The sequence below is a fragment of the Tenggerimyces flavus genome (assembly GCF_016907715.1).
Lineage (GTDB): Bacteria > Actinomycetota > Actinomycetes > Propionibacteriales > Actinopolymorphaceae > Tenggerimyces > Tenggerimyces flavus.
Map to the genome: position 1 here is coordinate 1,003,486 of NZ_JAFBCM010000001.1, position 16,652 is coordinate 1,020,137.

At 69.7% G+C, this 16,652-nt stretch carries 16 protein-coding genes; 11 read left to right on the plus strand and 5 right to left on the minus strand.

Features of this window, described 5'->3' with window-relative positions:
• Positions 1 to 68 precede the first annotated feature (68 nt).
• Positions 69 to 1,166, plus strand: coding sequence for an amidase (locus tag JOD67_RS04780; RefSeq protein ID WP_205115605.1), 1,098 nt, complete (start codon positions 69 to 71; stop codon positions 1,164 to 1,166).
• Here JOD67_RS04780 and JOD67_RS04785 read toward each other — a convergent pair.
• Genes JOD67_RS04785 through JOD67_RS04795 form a run of 3 tightly spaced genes read right to left on the minus strand, consistent with a single transcriptional unit; the run spans position 1,152 to position 3,309 of the window.
• Positions 1,152 to 2,084, minus strand: coding sequence for an FAD-dependent oxidoreductase (locus tag JOD67_RS04785; protein WP_205115608.1), 933 nt, complete (start codon positions 2,082 to 2,084; stop codon positions 1,152 to 1,154). The genes JOD67_RS04780 and JOD67_RS04785 overlap by 15 nt on opposite strands.
• Positions 2,085 to 2,138: 54 nt before the next feature.
• Entirely contained in the window at positions 2,139 to 2,516 is a 378-nt protein-coding gene (locus JOD67_RS04790) for a glyoxalase superfamily protein (protein WP_239553724.1), read from the minus strand.
• A 10-nt stretch (positions 2,517 to 2,526) separates the two neighbouring features.
• Complete coding sequence (locus tag JOD67_RS04795) at positions 2,527 to 3,309, minus strand: alpha/beta fold hydrolase (RefSeq protein WP_205115609.1); 783 nt, start codon at positions 3,307 to 3,309, stop codon at positions 2,527 to 2,529.
• A 387-nt stretch (positions 3,310 to 3,696) separates the two neighbouring features.
• Between JOD67_RS04795 and dnaB the strand changes: the two genes are divergently transcribed.
• The 3 genes from dnaB to JOD67_RS04810 all read left to right on the plus strand — a co-directional run bounded on the left by dnaB (position 3,697) and on the right by JOD67_RS04810 (position 7,408).
• Positions 3,697 to 5,058, plus strand: coding sequence for a replicative DNA helicase (gene dnaB, locus JOD67_RS04800; protein WP_205115610.1), 1,362 nt, complete (start codon positions 3,697 to 3,699; stop codon positions 5,056 to 5,058).
• A gap of 83 nt (positions 5,059 to 5,141) precedes the next feature.
• Positions 5,142 to 5,942 carry a DNA-processing protein DprA gene (locus JOD67_RS04805; RefSeq protein ID WP_205115612.1) on the plus strand — a complete coding sequence of 267 codons (801 nt, stop codon included), beginning with the start codon at positions 5,142 to 5,144 and terminating at the stop codon, positions 5,940 to 5,942.
• A gap of 134 nt (positions 5,943 to 6,076) precedes the next feature.
• Positions 6,077 to 7,408, plus strand: a complete 1,332-nt coding sequence (locus JOD67_RS04810) for an MATE family efflux transporter (protein ID WP_307782278.1) — start codon at positions 6,077 to 6,079, stop codon at positions 7,406 to 7,408.
• A gap of 55 nt (positions 7,409 to 7,463) precedes the next feature.
• On the opposite strand, the gene JOD67_RS04815 is transcribed toward JOD67_RS04810, so the two are convergent.
• Positions 7,464 to 8,240: a hypothetical protein gene (locus JOD67_RS04815; protein ID WP_205115615.1), complete on the minus strand. Its 777-nt coding sequence runs from the start codon at positions 8,238 to 8,240 to the stop codon at positions 7,464 to 7,466.
• Positions 8,241 to 8,541: 301 nt separating this feature from the next.
• Between JOD67_RS04815 and dacB the strand changes: the two genes are divergently transcribed.
• Both dacB and rox read left to right on the plus strand, forming a co-directional pair.
• On the plus strand, positions 8,542 to 10,110 hold the full coding sequence (gene dacB / locus JOD67_RS04820) for a D-alanyl-D-alanine carboxypeptidase/D-alanyl-D-alanine endopeptidase (RefSeq protein ID WP_205115618.1): 1,569 nt from the start codon (positions 8,542 to 8,544) through the stop codon (positions 10,108 to 10,110).
• A gap of 195 nt (positions 10,111 to 10,305) precedes the next feature.
• Entirely contained in the window at positions 10,306 to 11,763 is a 1,458-nt protein-coding gene (gene rox, locus JOD67_RS04825) for a rifampin monooxygenase (protein WP_205115619.1), read from the plus strand.
• Here rox and JOD67_RS04830 read toward each other — a convergent pair.
• Entirely contained in the window at positions 11,757 to 12,398 is a 642-nt protein-coding gene (locus JOD67_RS04830; RefSeq protein ID WP_205115621.1) for a DUF2461 domain-containing protein, read from the minus strand. The genes rox and JOD67_RS04830 overlap by 7 nt on opposite strands.
• Before the next feature lie 191 nt (positions 12,399 to 12,589).
• Here JOD67_RS04830 and JOD67_RS04835 point away from each other — a divergent pair, with 191 nt between their 5' ends.
• The 5 genes from JOD67_RS04835 to JOD67_RS04855 are packed head-to-tail and all read left to right on the plus strand — an operon-like array spanning position 12,590 to position 16,632.
• Positions 12,590 to 13,285, plus strand: a complete 696-nt coding sequence (locus JOD67_RS04835; protein WP_205115623.1) for a DUF4129 domain-containing protein — start codon at positions 12,590 to 12,592, stop codon at positions 13,283 to 13,285.
• Positions 13,282 to 13,791: a hypothetical protein gene (locus tag JOD67_RS04840; RefSeq protein ID WP_205115624.1), complete on the plus strand. Its 510-nt coding sequence runs from the start codon at positions 13,282 to 13,284 to the stop codon at positions 13,789 to 13,791. The genes JOD67_RS04835 and JOD67_RS04840 overlap by 4 nt, the downstream gene beginning before the upstream one ends.
• Positions 13,773 to 14,762: an AAA family ATPase gene (locus JOD67_RS04845; RefSeq protein ID WP_205115625.1), complete on the plus strand. Its 990-nt coding sequence runs from the start codon at positions 13,773 to 13,775 to the stop codon at positions 14,760 to 14,762. The genes JOD67_RS04840 and JOD67_RS04845 overlap by 19 nt, the downstream gene beginning before the upstream one ends.
• Positions 14,762 to 16,039, plus strand: coding sequence for a DUF58 domain-containing protein (locus JOD67_RS04850; RefSeq protein WP_205115626.1), 1,278 nt, complete (start codon positions 14,762 to 14,764; stop codon positions 16,037 to 16,039). Before JOD67_RS04845 ends, JOD67_RS04850 begins: the two co-directional genes overlap by 1 nt.
• Complete coding sequence (locus tag JOD67_RS04855; RefSeq protein ID WP_205115627.1) at positions 16,036 to 16,632, plus strand: hypothetical protein; 597 nt, start codon at positions 16,036 to 16,038, stop codon at positions 16,630 to 16,632. The genes JOD67_RS04850 and JOD67_RS04855 overlap by 4 nt, the downstream gene beginning before the upstream one ends.
• Positions 16,633 to 16,652 lie beyond the last annotated feature (20 nt).

The following is a 16,652-nucleotide window of genomic DNA, read 5'->3' on the forward strand; positions in this document are numbered from 1 at the left end:
CTCCGTTGCTCACTGGCCTGCCGGTCACCCTAAACGGTGGGTTGGACGGGCCTGGCAGGATCTTCGGAATGGACTCTGTGTGGGCCGTGCGGTTGCCTGTCTCCGCTGGGACGGGGCCGCGGCTGGCGGTGAAGGACTGCATCGACGTGGCCGGCGTGCCGACGGTGGTGGGCTCGCGTGCTCTGGCCTCTGCCCCTCCCGCTCTTGCCGACGCGCCGGTGGTGGCCACGGCCCGCGCGGCTGGCGCCCGCATCGTGGGCAAGACCCAGCTGGTCGAGCTCTGCCGCCACGCGGACGGGGTGAACCACTGGGCCGGAACGCCCGCGAACCCGCTCGACTCGTCGCGGCTGCCGGGCGGCTCGTCGAGCGGCTCGGCGGTGGTTGTCGCGTTGGGCGAGGCGGACGTGGCGTACGGAACAGACACGGGCGGCTCGGTCCGCGTCCCGGCCGCGTGCTGCGGCGTGGTGGGCCTGAAGACGACGGCGGGTCGCGTTCCCACCCAGGGCGTCTTCGAGTTCTCCCGCACGCTGGACACCGTGGGTCCGATGGGGAGGACTGTCGCCGACGTGGCGCTGGGCATGTCTCTGATGGAGCCGGGCTTCGTCGTCGCGCCTGTCAACGCCCCCTTGACAGCCGCCCGCCTCCGCCTCCCCGGCGTGGAACCTGGCATCGACGCCGCGGTGGATCGGGCGTTGTCGGCGGCTGGCTTCACGACCACCGACGTGGAGCTGCCGTCGTGGTCGGACTGGAACTCGGCGGCCGACACGCTGATGGCCTGGGAGGGCTACTTCGCCATGTCGTCGTTCCTTCAGCAACCAGACCTGCTCGAAGACCGCCACGTAGCCAGCATCGAATACGGCGCCACCATCCCCGCGTCGCGCGTCACCGAGATCCGCCGCCTGCAGCTGCAAGCCCGCCGGGTGTTGGACGACCTTCTCGCCACCCACACCGTGCTCGCCCTGCCCACGCTGGCCGTGGAGCCCCCGAAGGTCGCGGAGAGAGCCGGCCTCACGTACCTCACCGTGGCCCTCAACTTCACCGGCCACCCCGCCCTCGCCCTCCCCATCCCGAGATCGGACAGCCACCTCCCGGCATCCCTCCAACTCGTCGGCCCGCACTTCTCCGAAGAGTTGCTGCTGTCCTTGGGTGCGCTAGCTGAGCAGTAGCTCGGTGGCTTGGGCGGCGCAGCCCCAGGATTGGAGGACGCCGGTGCCGTCGTGGCCGTAGTTGTGGACGATCTTGGTGCTCCCCTGGATCTCGGCCTCCAGGCGTACTGTCGGGCGGCTGGGGCGGAGGCCGGCTCGGTGGGCGAGGACCTTGGCGTTCGCGAGCCGGGGCTCGACCTCGATGCAGCGCTGCAGGATTCCGCGGGCAATCTCCGGTGACGGCGCCGGGTCCCAGTCGTCCTCGACGCGCACTCCCCCGAGCAGGACGTGGTTGCCGTACGGGTGCCAGCTGGCGTTCTCCGGACCGAACGTCACGCCGAGGAAGAAGCCTTCCAGGCCGGGGTTCTCCACCACGACGTGCTGACCCTTGACCGGCCGCACGCTCTCGTCGCCGGCCAGCCGGCGGGCTCCGACGCCGGTGCAGTTCGCGACGAGTTCGGCGTCCAACCCGGCCAGCGACTCGACCACGCGCTGCTCGATCGTGCCGCCACCGTTGACGAAACGACCGACGAGGTAGTCGAGATAGGGCGGCAGGTCGACCAGCGGCACGCGCATCCACGTTCCGCTCGCATAGCCGGGTGGCACCTCCGACGCCGTCGCCTCGCGGACGTACATCGACTCGTCCGCGAACGGTGGCGCCCCGCCGATCGAAGAGGTCGCCGCGCCGAGGCCCGTCTCCATCCGTACCCAGCCATGGGACGGCTCGAGCCGCCGCAGCTCGGCGACGGTCGCCAGCTCCCACTCAGCGTTCGGGCCGGCGAACACCGGCCCGCACATGCCGGTCGCCGCCGCGGACGTGGTCGAAGCGGTCAGCTCCGCGGTCAGGATGCGCACGGAAGCGCCGGCCTCCTGGAGCCGGATCGCGGTGGTCAGGCCCATCACGCCGGCGCCGACCACGGTCACCTCGGGACTACTCATGCCCGAGACCGTACGGCCGGCGCCGCGCGCGCAGCTTGGAGATTTCTGCCTGTGCTAACCCGGGTAGACGATCTGCTGCACCGCCCACTTGTTGCCATCGGGGTCGGCGAAGAACACGAACCGTCCCCACGGGAAGTCCTGGACGTCGGTGACCGGGCAGCCTCGTTCGGTCAGCTCCTTGTGCGCCGTCTCGATGTCGTTCACGACGAGCTGCAGCCCCTGCACGGACCCGGGCGCGGCCTCGGTCACCCCGAGGCCGATCGCGATCGAGCACCCCGATCCCTGCGGCGTCAGCTGCACGAACCGCACCTCGTCGCTGACCTTGTGGTCGTGATCGAGGTTGAACCCCGCCTGCTCGACGTAGAACGCCTTCGCTCGGTCCACGTCCGAGACCGGCACAGCGACCAGTTCCAGCTTGAAGTCGATACCCATGGTTACTCCTCTAACTCTGCTGAGCCGGCGCGCGCCGGATCGGGGCGACGGTGGGGACGGGGTCCTGGGTGAGGAAGTCGAGCACGATCCTGTTCACGAGCTCCGGCTTCTCCTGGGTCAGGAAGTGCGACGTGCCAGGAACGATCGCCAGCTCGGCGTTCGGGATCGCGTCGTACATGTCGGCCACGTGCTTCAGCGTCGACAGGTCGTCGTCGGCGAACATCACCAGCGTCCGCGCCTGGATCGCGCCGAGCTCGGAGGCCTCGAGGTACGGCTCGCGCTTGCTCAGGTCGCCGATCTTCGCCGCGAGCACGCGGAAGTGGTCCGCGCCGTCGGGTGAGACCTCGGCGTACGCCGGGCCGAGGAACTGTTGCATCGCGTCGATGTCCCAGTCGTCGTCCCCGCCCTGCACCGCGTCGCCGTCCTTGCTGAACCCGCCGCTGATCAGGACCAGCCGATCGACCAGATCGGGCCGCTGCATCGCGACCTGCATGAGCACGAACGCGCCCACGCTGTGCCCGAGCAGGTGCGCTGGCCGGCCGATCACCGTCTCGAGGAACGCGATCGCGTCGTCGGTCATCGCCTGGAACGTGTATGGGCCCTCGGGGTCCGGCGTGTGGCCGTGCCCGCGAAGATCCGGGGTGTAGACGTGGAAGCGCTCGGCCAGCGGGCCGAGGTTCGGTTCGAACCAGCGCGCGTCCACCATGCCGCCGTGCAGCAGCACCAGCGGCTCGCCCGAGCCGTGCTCGTCGTACCACGTTCGCACCGGGCCGAGCTGAACGTACGTACCCATCTGCCTCCCCTTCAGTCGTCGGTGCGGGGAAGCTACCAAGATTCACCGTCCAAGACTTTTCGTCCACAGGCCGTGGACGCTGAAACCGCAGGAAAGAGGCGTGATCACCACAGAATCTGGCGTTCATCCACAGGCCGGTCCCCAGGCTGTGCACACCGTTGCGCACGGTTGTCCCCAGTGATCGACAACTCGCCCACAGGCCCTGTGCATGGCGAGCTTCTCCCAGCCCTCCCGGCCGCGTACGGTCAGCGCTACCCGGGGGCGAGCTAGGCAGGTCCGCGCGCAGCCGTACGGAATCGACTTGTCGGTCCCGTACGGTAGAAAATCGAACATGCGTTCGTCACGGGTCAAGCAGTCGCCAGAGGTAGGGCAGGGGGTCCGCAAGCGGTGAGCGTTGCCGAGTTTCCGGGGTTGCACCCGGTCGAGGGCCCACCCGACCGGCTGCCTCCGCAAGACCTCGCCGCGGAGCAGTGTGTCCTCGGCAGCATGTTGCTGTCGAAGGACGCGATCGCCGACGTCGTCGAGGTGCTGCGCGGACCGGACTTCTACCGGCCGGCGCACGAGACCGTGTACGACGTCGTGCTCGACCTCTACGGCCGCGGCGAGCCGGCCGACGCCGTCACGGTCGCGGCCGAGTTGCAGCGCAAGGGCGAGCTCAACCGCGTGGGCGGTGCGCCGTACGTTCACACGCTGATCGCCTCGGTGCCATCGGCCGCCAACGCCGGCTACTACGCGGCGATCGTGCGGGAGAAGGGGATCCTGCGCCGGCTGGTCGACGCCGGCACCAAGATCACCCAGCTCGGCTATGCCGGCGACGGCGAGGTCGAGGACATCGTCGACCGCGCGCAGGCCGAGGTGTACCAGGTCGCCGACAAGCGCGGCACCGAGGACTACGCGCCGCTGTCGGCGATCCTCGAGCCGACGTTGGACGAGATCGAGGCGATCGGTTCGCGCGGCGGACAGATGGTCGGCGTACCGACCGGGTTCACCGACCTCGACGGGCTGACCAACGGCCTGCACCCCGGGCAGCTGATCATCGTCGCCGCCCGTCCCGGTGTCGGCAAGTCGATCCTGGCGCTGAACTTTGCCCGCGCGGCGTCGATCGCGAACGGTCTCGCCTCGGTGATCTTCTCGCTGGAGATGAACCGCACCGAGATCACGATGCGCCTGCTGTCGGCCGAGGCGCGGGTGCCGCTCGGGCACATGCGGCAGGGCACGATGAGCGACGACGACTGGGCCCGGCTCGCGCGCCGGATGGGTGAGGTGTCGAGCGCGCCGCTGTACATCGACGACTCGCCGAACATGACGCTGATGGAGATCCGGGCGAAGGCACGGCGGCTTCGGCAGCGCAACGAGCTGCGGCTCATCATTCTCGACTACCTGCAGTTGATGACCTCCGGAAAACGGGTCGAGAGCAGGCAGGTCGAGGTCGCCGAGTTCTCCCGAAACCTGAAGCTGTTGGCCAAGGAGCTCGAGGTGCCGATCGTGGCGCTCTCGCAGCTCAACCGTGGTCCGGAGCAACGTACGGACAAGCGCCCGATGCTGTCCGACCTGCGTGAGTCCGGATCGATCGAGCAGGACGCCGACATGGTGATCCTGCTGCACCGTGAAGACGCGTACGAACGGGAGTCCACCCGGCCTGGCGAGGCCGACTTCATCGTCGCCAAACACCGTAACGGCCCCACCGCCAACATCACCGTCGCGTTCCAAGGTCACTACCAGCGGTTCGTCGACATGGCGCAGGGGTAGCTCGGAGGAACGAAGTGCGCACAATCCCCGTTCACGCGAGCCACGGTCGGTCTCGGTACTCCCGGGCCGTTCTGAGCCGGGGTGTGGGCTTGGGGGTCGGCGCCTCCGGCTTCGACGGGGAGCGTGTCGCGCTGATCGCGTCGCAGCGGGCGCGCCCGTACTCTGCGGGCGACCTCTCCGCGGCGGCCCGCGACCTCGCAGCGTGGCGGTGTGCGGGTCTCGGGGTGCACACGGTGCTCGACGACAGCTACCCGGACCGGCTGCGCGACGTCCCGTCGCTGCCGCCGGTGCTGTTCACGCGCGGGATCGTCCGGCCCGACGACCACGCGGTGGCCGTCGTGGGTGCGCGACATGCGTCTTCGTTGGGCCTGTCCTTCGCCGCCGATCTTGCGACGGCGTTGGTGGGCCTGGGCGTGACAGTGGTGTCCGGCCTGGCGGCGGGCATCGACACCGCAGCGCACGCCGCAGCCCTGGCCTCGGGCGGCCGTACAGTCGCCGTGCTGGGCACCGGCGTGGGCCGCTGCTACCCGCCGAGCAACCGCGACCTCCAATCCGAAATCGCCCGCCGCGGACTGTTGCTCTCGCAGTTCTGGCCAGACACCCCGCCGCGCGAACACAACTTCGTAACCCGCAACGCCGTACTGTGCGGCTACGCCGACGCCTGCGTGATCGCCGAGGCGGGCGAGTCCAGCAGCACCCGAACGTTGGCCCGCCACGCCTTGGACCAAAGCCGCCCGCTGATCCTGACGACCCTCGTCCTGCGCTCAGCCGCCTGGGCCAAATCCCTCACCCGCCGCGCAGGAGTCCACATCGCCTCCAGCGTTGACGAGACGCTTGCCGCCATCGCGGAGGGACGAGCCGCAGCAGAGCGCACTTTTGCCTGACGTTTGTCAGTCGGATCAAGCAAATGGCGGGCCCCCACGACCTTCGGCGATCCTCTCGCCAGCGCTGCTCGGGCATGGTTGGCCGAGTTCGGAACTGATGGGCCGCGCTGAGGGTTAAGGGGCACAATGGGCTAGTGACCCTGACACGGCGGTTGCGGGATCCGCATGACAAGGAGATTTGGCGGCTCGCCGTACCCGCGTTCTTCGCGTTGGTGGCCGAGCCGATGTTCCTGCTCACCGACTCCGCGGTCGTCGGCCACCTGGGCACGCCGCAGCTCGCGGGGCTCGGGTTGGCGGGGACGGTATTGCAGACGGGGGTCAGTCTTTGCATCTTCCTCGCGTACGCCACCACGGCGGCGGTGGCGCGGCAGCTGGGCGCGGGTGACACGAAGAAGGCGATCCAGTACGGGATCGACGGGATCTGGCTCGCACTGGGCGTCGGCATAGCGCTCGCGGCAGCCGGGGCGATCTTCGCTGAGCCGCTGGTGCAGCTCTTCAACCCCTCCGACGCCGTAGCTGAGCAGGCGACGATCTATCTGCGCATCGCTGCGCTGGGGACGCCGGCGATGCTGGCGGTCTTTGCTGGGACGGGCGTGCTCCGCGGCCTGCAGGACACGAAGACTCCGCTCGTCGTCGCGGTCGGCTCCTACCTCGCGAACATCGTGCTCAACCTCGCGCTCGTCTACGGCCTGCACTGGGGCATCGCCGGGAGCGCGTGGGGGACGGTCATCGCCCAGTACGCGGGCGCCGCGGCGCTGATCGTCGTCGTGCTGAGGGGCGCCAAGAAGCATGGCGCGCACGTCAGACCGGACTGGGCCGGCATCAAGTCCGCCGCCGGCGCGGGCGTCCCGCTGATCGTCCGCACCGCCGCGCTCAGGGTCGGCATCCTCCTCGCCACCGTCGTGGCGACGTCGTTCGGGGACGCGCCGCTGGCCGCGCATCAGGTCGTCTTCACGATCTGGAACGCCCTCGCGCTCGCCCTCGATGCCGTCGCGATCGCCGGGCAGGCCATCGTCGGGCGGTACCTCGGCGCCGGCGACGTCGAGGGAACGAGGGCGGCCACCAGGCGCATGATCGAGTGGGGCATCGCCGCCGGCGTGCTCACCGGCATCCTCCTCGCGGTGGCGAGACCGCTCTACGTCCCGCTGTTCACCGAGGACCCGAACGTCCGCACGCTCATCAGCGCGGCGATCCTCGTCGTCGCAGCCCTCCAGCCGGTCGCCGGCGTCGTGTTCGTGCTCGACGGCGTGCTCATCGGCGCCGGCGATGGGCGCTACCTCGCGTGGACCGGCGTGCTGAACGTGATCGCGTTCATCCCGTTCGCCGCCCTCGTCTGGGCCACCGACGCCGGCCTGGTCGCGCTCTGGTGGGCGTACGCCGTGTACCAGCTCGCCCGCCTCACCACCCTCAGCCTCCGCGCCAGAAGCAGCACCTGGCTGGTGACCGGAGCCCTCAGCCGGCCTTGACCCAAAAGACAGAAGCGGCGCCCCAGAGCGGGGCGCCGCATCGTCGAAGAAGAGGTCAGCCGCGCGTACCGGTCGACCAGATCGGCGTCTTGCCCTTGTAGATCACGACGTTGCCGTCGTTCTGGACGGACAGGAACGCGCCCCGGTTGCCGCCGGTCTTGGAGTGCCAGGTGGCGGTCGTCTTCCGGTAGACCACGAAGTTCCCGTCGGCCTGCATCACCGCGTACGAGTCCTTGACCCGCGACTTGCTGCCCCACAGGGCCTTCTTGCCCTTGTACAGAACGAGGTTGCCGTCGCTCTGCATGATCAGCTTGAACACGCGGTTGGCCGAGACGACCGAGTAGCCCTTGTAGATCTTGGCGCTCGTGTTCGGCGTGGAGATCGTGATCCAACGGTGCCAGAGCGGCTTGTTCGTCGTCGAGTACGTGACGAGGTTGCTGTCGTTCTGGAGGGCCAGGCCCTTGATCTTGTAGTTCTGGATGCGCGTGCTCCAGACGGCCTTCTTGCCCTTGTAGACGACGAAGTTGCCGTCCTTCTGCATCGCCGCGTACGCGCCGTTCTGGCCGTGGGTCTGCGTCGACCACTTGGCGACCCACTTCTTGCCCGACTTCACGTACTCGACGAGGTTGCCGTCGGGCTGCATGAGCAGTCGGTAGTAGCCGTTCGCCGAACGGACGTAGTTGCCGGACTTGAGCAGCTGACCGGGCTTCAGCCAGGTGTTGTACGCCGCGGGCGAGTCGGCCATGGCGATCGCGGCCGGGCCGTTCGTCCACTGGTTCGCCGGCACAGCCGTGCCGGTGGTGGTCGCGGCACTCGCGATCGGAGCGAACATGACAGCGCCTGCGGTCGCGGCGGCCGCCAGGCCGGCGAACACACGCTTACGCGTCCCCGTGATGGTCATAGGTGCCCTTTCCCTCCTAAGGCGCGCGGCCGGTCGTGGCCGCAGGCGTCATAGTGACGCACCTTTGACCGGTTTCCGTTCCCGATGTGGCGATGATCACGAAGCGTAGTGTCTTGGCCCGGTTACGTTCGGCCGAGCCTCACAGCTCACCAACTGAGGACGAAGGAAACCTGCCATTTCCCGTCCATCGGTGGCAGCATTCTCCGCAGCCTTCGTCGAGGGGAGCACCATCATGCGTCGTACGTTCCGCCAGCTTCTGGTCGCCGGAAGCTCAGCCGTCCTGCTGAGCGGGTCCGTCGCGTTGCCGCAGCTGCTCGACGCACCGAAGGCGGCGACCCCGGTCGACACGCTGGTGCAGGACCTCAACACGATCCTGTCCCAGCCCGGCGTCCCCGAGGCGCACGCGTCGGTGCTGGTACGCGGCGCGGACGGCGGCGTGCTCTACGAGAAGGAAGCGTCCGAACGGCTGCTGCCCGCCTCGAACGCCAAGCTCTTCAGCTCCACCGCGGCACTCGAGGTGCTCGGCGCGGACCACCGCTTCCCGACGAGCGTGCTCTCGACCGCGTCGGTCCGCGGTTCGGTGCTGCGTGGCGACCTCTATCTGCGCGGCCAGGGCGACCCGACGCTGCTCGCGAAGGACTACGACGACCTCGCCGCGAAGGTCGCCGCTTCCGGCGTCAAGCTGGTCCGCGGCAATCTCGTCGCCGACGACACCTGGTACGACGCGGTCCGGCTCGGCAACTCCTGGGGCTGGGACGACGAGCCGTACTACTACAACATGCAGATCTCGGCGCTGACCGTCTCGCCGAACACCGACTACGACGCGGGCACCGTGATCGTCGAGACGCGGCCCGGCGCCACGGTCGGCGCGCCGGCTCAGCTCAAGGTCGTTCCGGAGACGAGCTACGTGAAGCTCGTCAACAAGGCGACGACGAAGGCGAGCGGCTCGACCAGCATGTCGGTCGAGCGGCAGCACGGCACGAACGTCATCGAGGTGACGGGCTCGATCGCGCTCGGAGCATCGGTCGACCAGGAGTGGGCGACGGTGTGGGAGCCGACGGGGTACGCGGCGGACGTGTTCCGGCGCGCGCTCACCCGGCACGGCGTGAAGGTGCTGGGCGGCACGACGTACGCCGCGACGCCCGCGGGTGCCGGCGAGCTGGCGCGGCACGAGTCGATGACGGTTGGGGAGCTGTTGGTCCCGTTCATGAAGCTCTCCAACAACGGGCACGCCGAGGTACTGGTGAAGGAGATGGGCCGCAAGGTCTCCGGCGAGGGCTCGTGGGACGCCGGTCTCGCGGCGATGACCACCGCGCTGGAGGGCCTGGGCGTGAACATGGGCACGATCCGGATCGTCGACGGCTCGGGTCTGTCGCGGCAGGACTTCCTCACGCCGGTGCAGGTGACGAACCTGCTGCGCGGCGCGGAGTCCCAGCCCTGGTTCGACACCTGGTACGCGTCGATGCCGATCGCGTGCAAGAACCCGCGCTTCGAGGGCGGCACGCTGCGGTCCCGGATGTGCAACACGGAGGCCGCGGGGAACGTGCATGCCAAGACCGGCTCGCTGACCCGCGTGACGGCGCTCGGCGGGTACGTGACCAGCAAGGACGGCGAGCGCCTGACGTTCTCGATCATCCTCAACTACTTCGACGCGAGCCTGCCGGCGAAGGGGATCGAGGACCAGATCGCGATCCGGCTGGCGAACTTCTCCCGCACCGCCCCGCCCTCGGTGCGCGTGCCGGCGCTGAAGCGTTCGACCGGTCCGGCCGACGTCGAGTGCTCCTGGGTCAAGGCCTGCTGAGCCCGGAAAGGATTGGACGGGATCATCGACCGGCTTGTAGCTTGCAGCCGACCGTGACGACGCCCAAGGAGGTGAAACCCATGAACGCAGTAGCGATGTGGGTGCTCCCTCTTCCCGTCATGGTTGGGCGACTGACGTAGGTGTCGCCGGGAGTGCCACTCCACCCAGGCACTCCCGAAAGGCAACACAACACCCATGGACTCTTCGCAACGCAACGCCGAGCCGTTCAGGTTCGACGTCATCATTGCCGGCTGTGGGCCGACTGGCGCGATGCTGGCCACCGAGCTCCGGCTGCACGACGTGCGGGTTCTCGTTCTGGACAAGGAAACCGAGCCCGCGTCGTTCGTCCGCATCGTCGGTCTGCACATTCGCAGTCTCGAGCTGATGGCCATGCGCGGACTGCTGGATCGTCTTCGCGCACAGGGAAGACAGCGTCCGGCCGCCGGATTCTTCGCCGCCATCAGCAAGCCCGCACCCGAGGGCCTGGACACCGCGCACGCCTATCTGCTGGGCATGCAGCAGCCGGTCATCGTTCAGTTGCTGGAGGACCATGCGATCGCGCAGGGTGCGCAGATCCGGCGCGATGCCGCGGTGGCCGGCTTCGAGCAGGACGACGAGGGTGTGACCGTCGAGCTGGCCAACGGCGAACGGCTGCGGACGCGTTATCTCGTCGGCTGTGACGGCGCGCGCAGTACGGTGCGCAAACTTCTCGGCGTCGGCTTCCCCGGCGAACCCTCGCGGAACGACACGCTGATGGGCGAGCTGCAAGTGGGTGTGCCGCAGGAGGAGGTCGCCGCCAAGGTGGCCGAAATCCAGGAGACCGCCAAGACTTTCAGCTTCATGCACTTCGGCGAAGGGGTCTATCGCGTCGTCGTCCCCGCCGCGGGGGTCAGCGATCGCACGGAGCCGCCAACCCTCGAGGACTTCCAACGACAGCTGCGCGCCATCGCCGGAACCGACTTCGGCGTGCACTCCCCGCGCTGGTTGTCCCGCTTCGGCGATGCCACCCGGCTGGCCGAGCGCTATCGGGTCGGGCGGGTACTGCTGGCCGGCGATGCGGCACACATCCATCCGCCCATCGGCGGGCAGGGCCTCAACCTGGGCGTACAGGACGCCTTCAACCTTGGCTGGAAACTTGCCGCCGAGATCCGCGGCTGGGCGCCCGAAACGCTGCTGGACACCTACCAGGCCGAACGTCATCCGGTCGCCGCGGACGTGCTCGACAACACCCGCGCCCAGCTGGAGCTGCTGTCCCCCGAGCCTGGCCCGCAGGCCGTACGCAGGCTGCTCACCGAACTGATGGACTTCGACGAGGTGAACCGCCTACTGATCGAGAAGATCACCGCGATCGGCATCCGGTACGACTTCGGCGCGGGCCCCGACCTGCTCGGCCGCCGCCTACCCGACCTCGACCTGAAACAGGGCCACCTCTACGACCAGTTGCATCGAGGCCGCGGCCTGCTGCTGGATCGCACCGAACGCCTGGCTGTAGGCGGCTGGGCAGACCGGGTCGACTACCTCGCCGATCCCACCGCGGCACTGGACGCTGCGTGCGTCCTGCTCCGCCCCGACGGCCACGTCGCCTGGATCGGCGACGACCAGCAGGACCTGACCGACCACCTCGAGCGCTGGTTCGGCAAGCCCGCTCAGTAGTCCGGCAGCTCGGAGTCGCCGACGTGGTTGGCGAGCCAGGCGTTCAGCGGGTCGGTCGCGTGGAAGAACTCGACCAGCCGCTTCTTCGCCGCCGCGGTGCCGAGCCAGGCGGCGACCGGCCACTCCTTCCAGGCGATGAGGCCCTTCCAGCGCAGCAGCTCGATGCGCGGGTGGTCTCTGGAGTAGCCCTTCGGCGCCGACTTCAGCTTGTCGTACCCGGTGATGTCGATCTTCGCTCGCGCCGCGGTGGCGATGAGGCGTTCCAGCTCCGTGCCCTTGATCTCCTCGTCCACCGCCTCACGGAAGCGGGTCAGCTGGTCCGGCGCCATCCGGTACATGCCGCTGCCCGCGCCGAGGCCGGAGGCGGACAGCTGGATGTAGCCGCCGTGCTCGACGGTCGCGCCGATGTTCGTCTTGTACGGCGTCTTGTCCTTGCTGAACCGCACGTCGCGGTACGGGCGGAAGATCTTCCCCGCGCCGAACTCCTTCTCCAGGTCGGCGAGCAGCTCCACCATCGGAGCGTGCACCTGCTCGTCGTACACCGGCTTGTTCGCGGTCCAGTACGCCTTGGTGTTGTCGGCCTCGAGACCCTCGTAGAACTCAAGCGCCTCGGCTGGCCAGCCACGGAATGCCACAAGCCGATAGTAGGGCTGTGTCCATTGGCCGCACCGGTCGGCGGCAGAAGCCGTCGCCTTCTCGGCGGGTGGCACCGACGGCGCGTGCGGCGCGCCAGGTAGCGGTTCGGGGTAGGCGCGCCGTCGCTGCACCGGGGGCCGAGAAAGCAACGGCGCCGCCGACACTTGTGTGGCGGCCCTACGATGGCCAGATGGTGCGCAGGGCCGGGATGATCGCCGGGGTCGTTGCACTGCTGGCGGCCATCATCGTGGTCGCGGCGCTGACCAGCGGCCAGGTCACCCGTCTGCCCCTGCCGAAGGGCTCGTTCCTGCCGCCCTCTCCCCCGCCGGCGCCGACGTTCGGCCCGAGCGGGCCCGGGCTCGGCGGACGCGGCCAGGGCGGCTCGACGCTCGGCACGATCCTGCTCGTCGCGGTCATCGTCCTCGCGGCCGTCATCGCCGCACTCGTCATCTGGTTCCTGGTCCGCCTGCTACGCCGCCTGCTCCAGGCCCAGCGCGGCCGGATCGTCGTACGCCACACGCCCGTCACCGTGAAGGCGGCACCCGCGAGGGAGGTCCAGCCCGACGAGGTCGACTCCGCGATCCAGGAGGGCATCGACGAGCTCGACTCCGACGAGGGCGATCCGCGGCGCGCGGTGATCGCGTGCTGGGTACGGCTGGAACGGCTCGCCGCCAAGGCCGGCGCCGCGCGGGCGCCCGGCGACACCCCGGCCGAGCTGGTCGCCCACATGCTGGTGGCCGTCGACGTGAGCGGCGCGGTCCTCGAACGGCTCGCCGCGCTGTATCGACGAGCGAGGTACGCGCCGGCCGAGGTGTCGGAGGACATGCGCGCCGAAGCGCTGGCCACGCTGCGGCAGGTACGGTCGGAGCTGGCGGGAGTCTCGTGAGGTCGCAGCTGCTCAAGACCGGGTTGGTCGCGGTCGCCATCGCGGGTGGGCTGTGGGTGCTGACGTCGGCGTTGTTCCGCGTCAAGATCCCGTTCGTCCTGCTGCTCGCGTTGGTCTTGGCCGTGGTCGGCAGTCGCGCGGTCCTGCTGGGGCTGCGATCGCCCATGAAGCAAGCGCTGTTGATCCGCGAGGACTCCGACCCGCCGATCCTCGGGCTGCTGCCGGACCGCCCGTTCGCCGGCGCGCGGCGCTGGGAGTACCTCCTCGACGGCGCCCGCGAGGAGCCCGCGCTGTTCGCCAAGACCGTACGGCCCGAGCTCGTCCGCCTGATGGACGAACGGCTCCGGCTCGCGCACCGGATCGACCGTACGAAGGACCCCGAGCGAGCGCGCGCCGTGATCGGTCCCGTTCTCGCCGATCTCTGGGAACGCGAACGCACCCTCACCAGAGCCGAGATCGACAATGTCCTCGACGAGATGGAGAAGCTGTGGGCAACCCCGCGTTGACAACAACCGAGGTGGGCCAGCTGGCCGAACGCGTCCTCAACGCAGTCGGCGAGGTCATCGTCGGAAAGCGCGACTCGCTCGAGCTCGTCCTCGCCGGCATCCTCGCCGGCGGGCACATCCTGCTGGAGGACCTGCCCGGTCTCGGCAAGACGCTCACCGCGCGGACGTTCGCCCAGGCCCTCGGCGTGGAGTTCCGGCGGATCCAGTTCACGCCCGACCTGCTGCCCGCCGACGTCACCGGCAGCCTGCTGTACGACCAGCGCAGCCACGACTTCACGTTCCGCCGCGGCCCCGTCTTCACCAACCTGCTGCTCGCCGACGAGATCAACCGCACGCCGCCGAAGACCCAGGCCGCGCTTCTCGAAGCCATGCAGGAGAAACAGGTCTCGGTCGAGGGCACGACGTACGAGCTCACCGCGCCCTTCCACGTGCTCGCGACCGCCAACCCGATCGAGTACGAGGGGACCTACCCGCTTCCCGAGGCGCAGCTCGACCGCTTCCTGCTCCGCGTCTCGTTCGGCTACCCCGAGGCCGACGAGGAGCTGGACGTTCTCCGCCGGCGGATGGCGCGCAAGCGGGAGGAGGCCGAGATCCCGGCAGTCGTGGACGCGCCGACCCTGCTCGCGATGCAGCAGGCGCTGGAGGACGTCGTGGTCGAGGAGTCGATCGGCCGCTACATCGTTCAGCTCGTCGCGGCGACCCGCAACGAGGGCCGCGTTCTCGTCGGCGCCTCGCCGCGCGGCTCATTGGCGCTGATGCTGCTGGCACGGGCGAAGGCGGCGCTCGCCGGGCGCGACTTCGTCGTACCCGAGGACGTGAAGGACGTCGCCGTTCCCGCGCTCGCGCACCGGATCACGTTGCGGCCGGAGGTGTGGCTGCAACGGGTCGAGCCGGGCGACGTCGTCCGCGAGGCGATCGCTCCCGTGCCGGTCCCGGCGAGCGGCGCGCTGCCGAGCTACCAGACGCCCTGATGTGGCATCCGACGCGCGCGCTTCGGCGCGCGGTGGTCGTGGCCGCGCTGCTGCTCGGGCTCGCGGTGCTGGGCGGGCGCGCTGACTTCGCCGTGCTCGCGGCGCCGTTCGTGCTCGGCACGGCCTGGGCGCTGCTGCGGCGGCCGTCGAGTCCGTTCACCGTCCGGGTGGCGAGGACCGGCGAGCGGCTGGTCGAGGGTGCGGACGTGACGGTCGAGGTCACGGTGACGAACGAGGACCCGGCGCCGTACGACCTCGCGCTGGCCAAGCCCGCCGGCTCGGAGTGGCTGGGGCTCACCGACCACGACCGGACCGTCGGCATCGGCGTCGGCGCCGAGGAGGAGGCGACGCTCGTCCTGGTGGGCAAGGCAGAACGGTGGGGCTGGCATCAGTTCGGGCCGTTCGAGGTGCGCGCGATCGGCATCGACGGCCTGGTCGCGAGCGACTCGATGCTGTCGCAGTCGCTGTCGTTGGACGTGTTCCCGCGGACTACGCCGTTCGAGGCCGACGACGCGATGCCGAAGGCGGCCGGGCTGGTGGGCGGCCACCGTTCGCGCCGGTACGGCGACGGCGGCGAGCTCGCCGGCATCCGCCGGTTCTCCTCCGGCGACCGGTTGCGCCGCATCGACTGGCGAACGTCCTTGCGCACAAGGGAGTTGCACGTCGTCCACACGCTCTCGGACCGGGACGCCGAGCTGGTGTTGGTGGTGGACGTGCTGCACGAGGCGGGCACGTCCGGTGGCATCGACGGCTCGGCGAGTGTGCTCGACACGACGGTGCGCGCGGCGGCCGGGATCGCCGAGCACTATCTCGGCAGCGGCGACCGGCTGATGGTGATCGAGTACGGCGGCCGCGGCCGGGCGATGCGGCCGGGCAGTGGTCGCCGGCACTACCTGGCGACGCTCGAGTGGTTGCTCGCGACGACGTCGGGCGAGCGTTCGTACGGTCCGGCAGAGGGCGGGTTCGGGCGGTTCCGGATCCCGCCGTCGGCGCTGCTCGTCGTGCTCACGCCGTTGCTGGATGCGCGGAGCGTGGACATGTTGGCGCGTCAGGTGCGCGGCGGGCGGTCGATCGTCGCGGTGGACACGCTGCCGGAGGACGCGCGGCCGGCGATGTCGGGGCGGTGGTCGGACGCGGCGTACCGGCTGTGGCGGATGGAACGGCAGAACACGATCGGGCAGCTGCTCGAGCACGGCGTACCGACCGTGACGTGGGCCGGCGCCGGGAGTCTCGACCACGTGCTGCGGGACGTCTCGCGAGTGGCGGCTACCCGATGAGCACGTTGGTGGGTCGGCAGGTGGCGCGGTACTGGGACGCGCTGACGACCTCGGTCACGCAGTGGTTGCGGGTGACGCCGAGCTCGCTGGTCGTCCGGCTCGTCGTGCTGGTCGCCGGCCTGGGCGCGTTGTGGGTCGGGGTGTTCGACGAGCTGTCGTCTGGGCTCGGCTGGGCCGCGATGGCGGTGGCCGCCGCGGCTGCCGTGGTGTTCCCGGCGTCGCGGTACGTGCTGATCCTCGAGCTGGCCGCGGTGCTCGGCTGGTTCGTGTACACGGTCGGGCTGTCGCGGCCGGTGACGTTCGGCGGGTTGACGTTGCTCGCCGGAACGCTCTACCTGCACCACGTCGCCTGTGCGCTGGCCGCGCAGGTGCCGTACGACGCGGTGGTGCCGTGGCCGGTGTTCGGGCGGTGGCTGCTCCGCGCCGCCGCGATGATCGGGGCGACCGCGGTCCTCGCGTTCGTCGTGGTCGGGCTCGCGCCGCGCGCGCCGGCGGCGACGTCCGTGCTCGTGCCCGTGCTCGGCTTCGTGCTGATCGGCGCGCTGCTCGCCGGTTTCGTGCTGCTGTACAAGCGAAAGGGCCCGCCGGCGTAAGCCAGCGAGCCCTTCTGCGT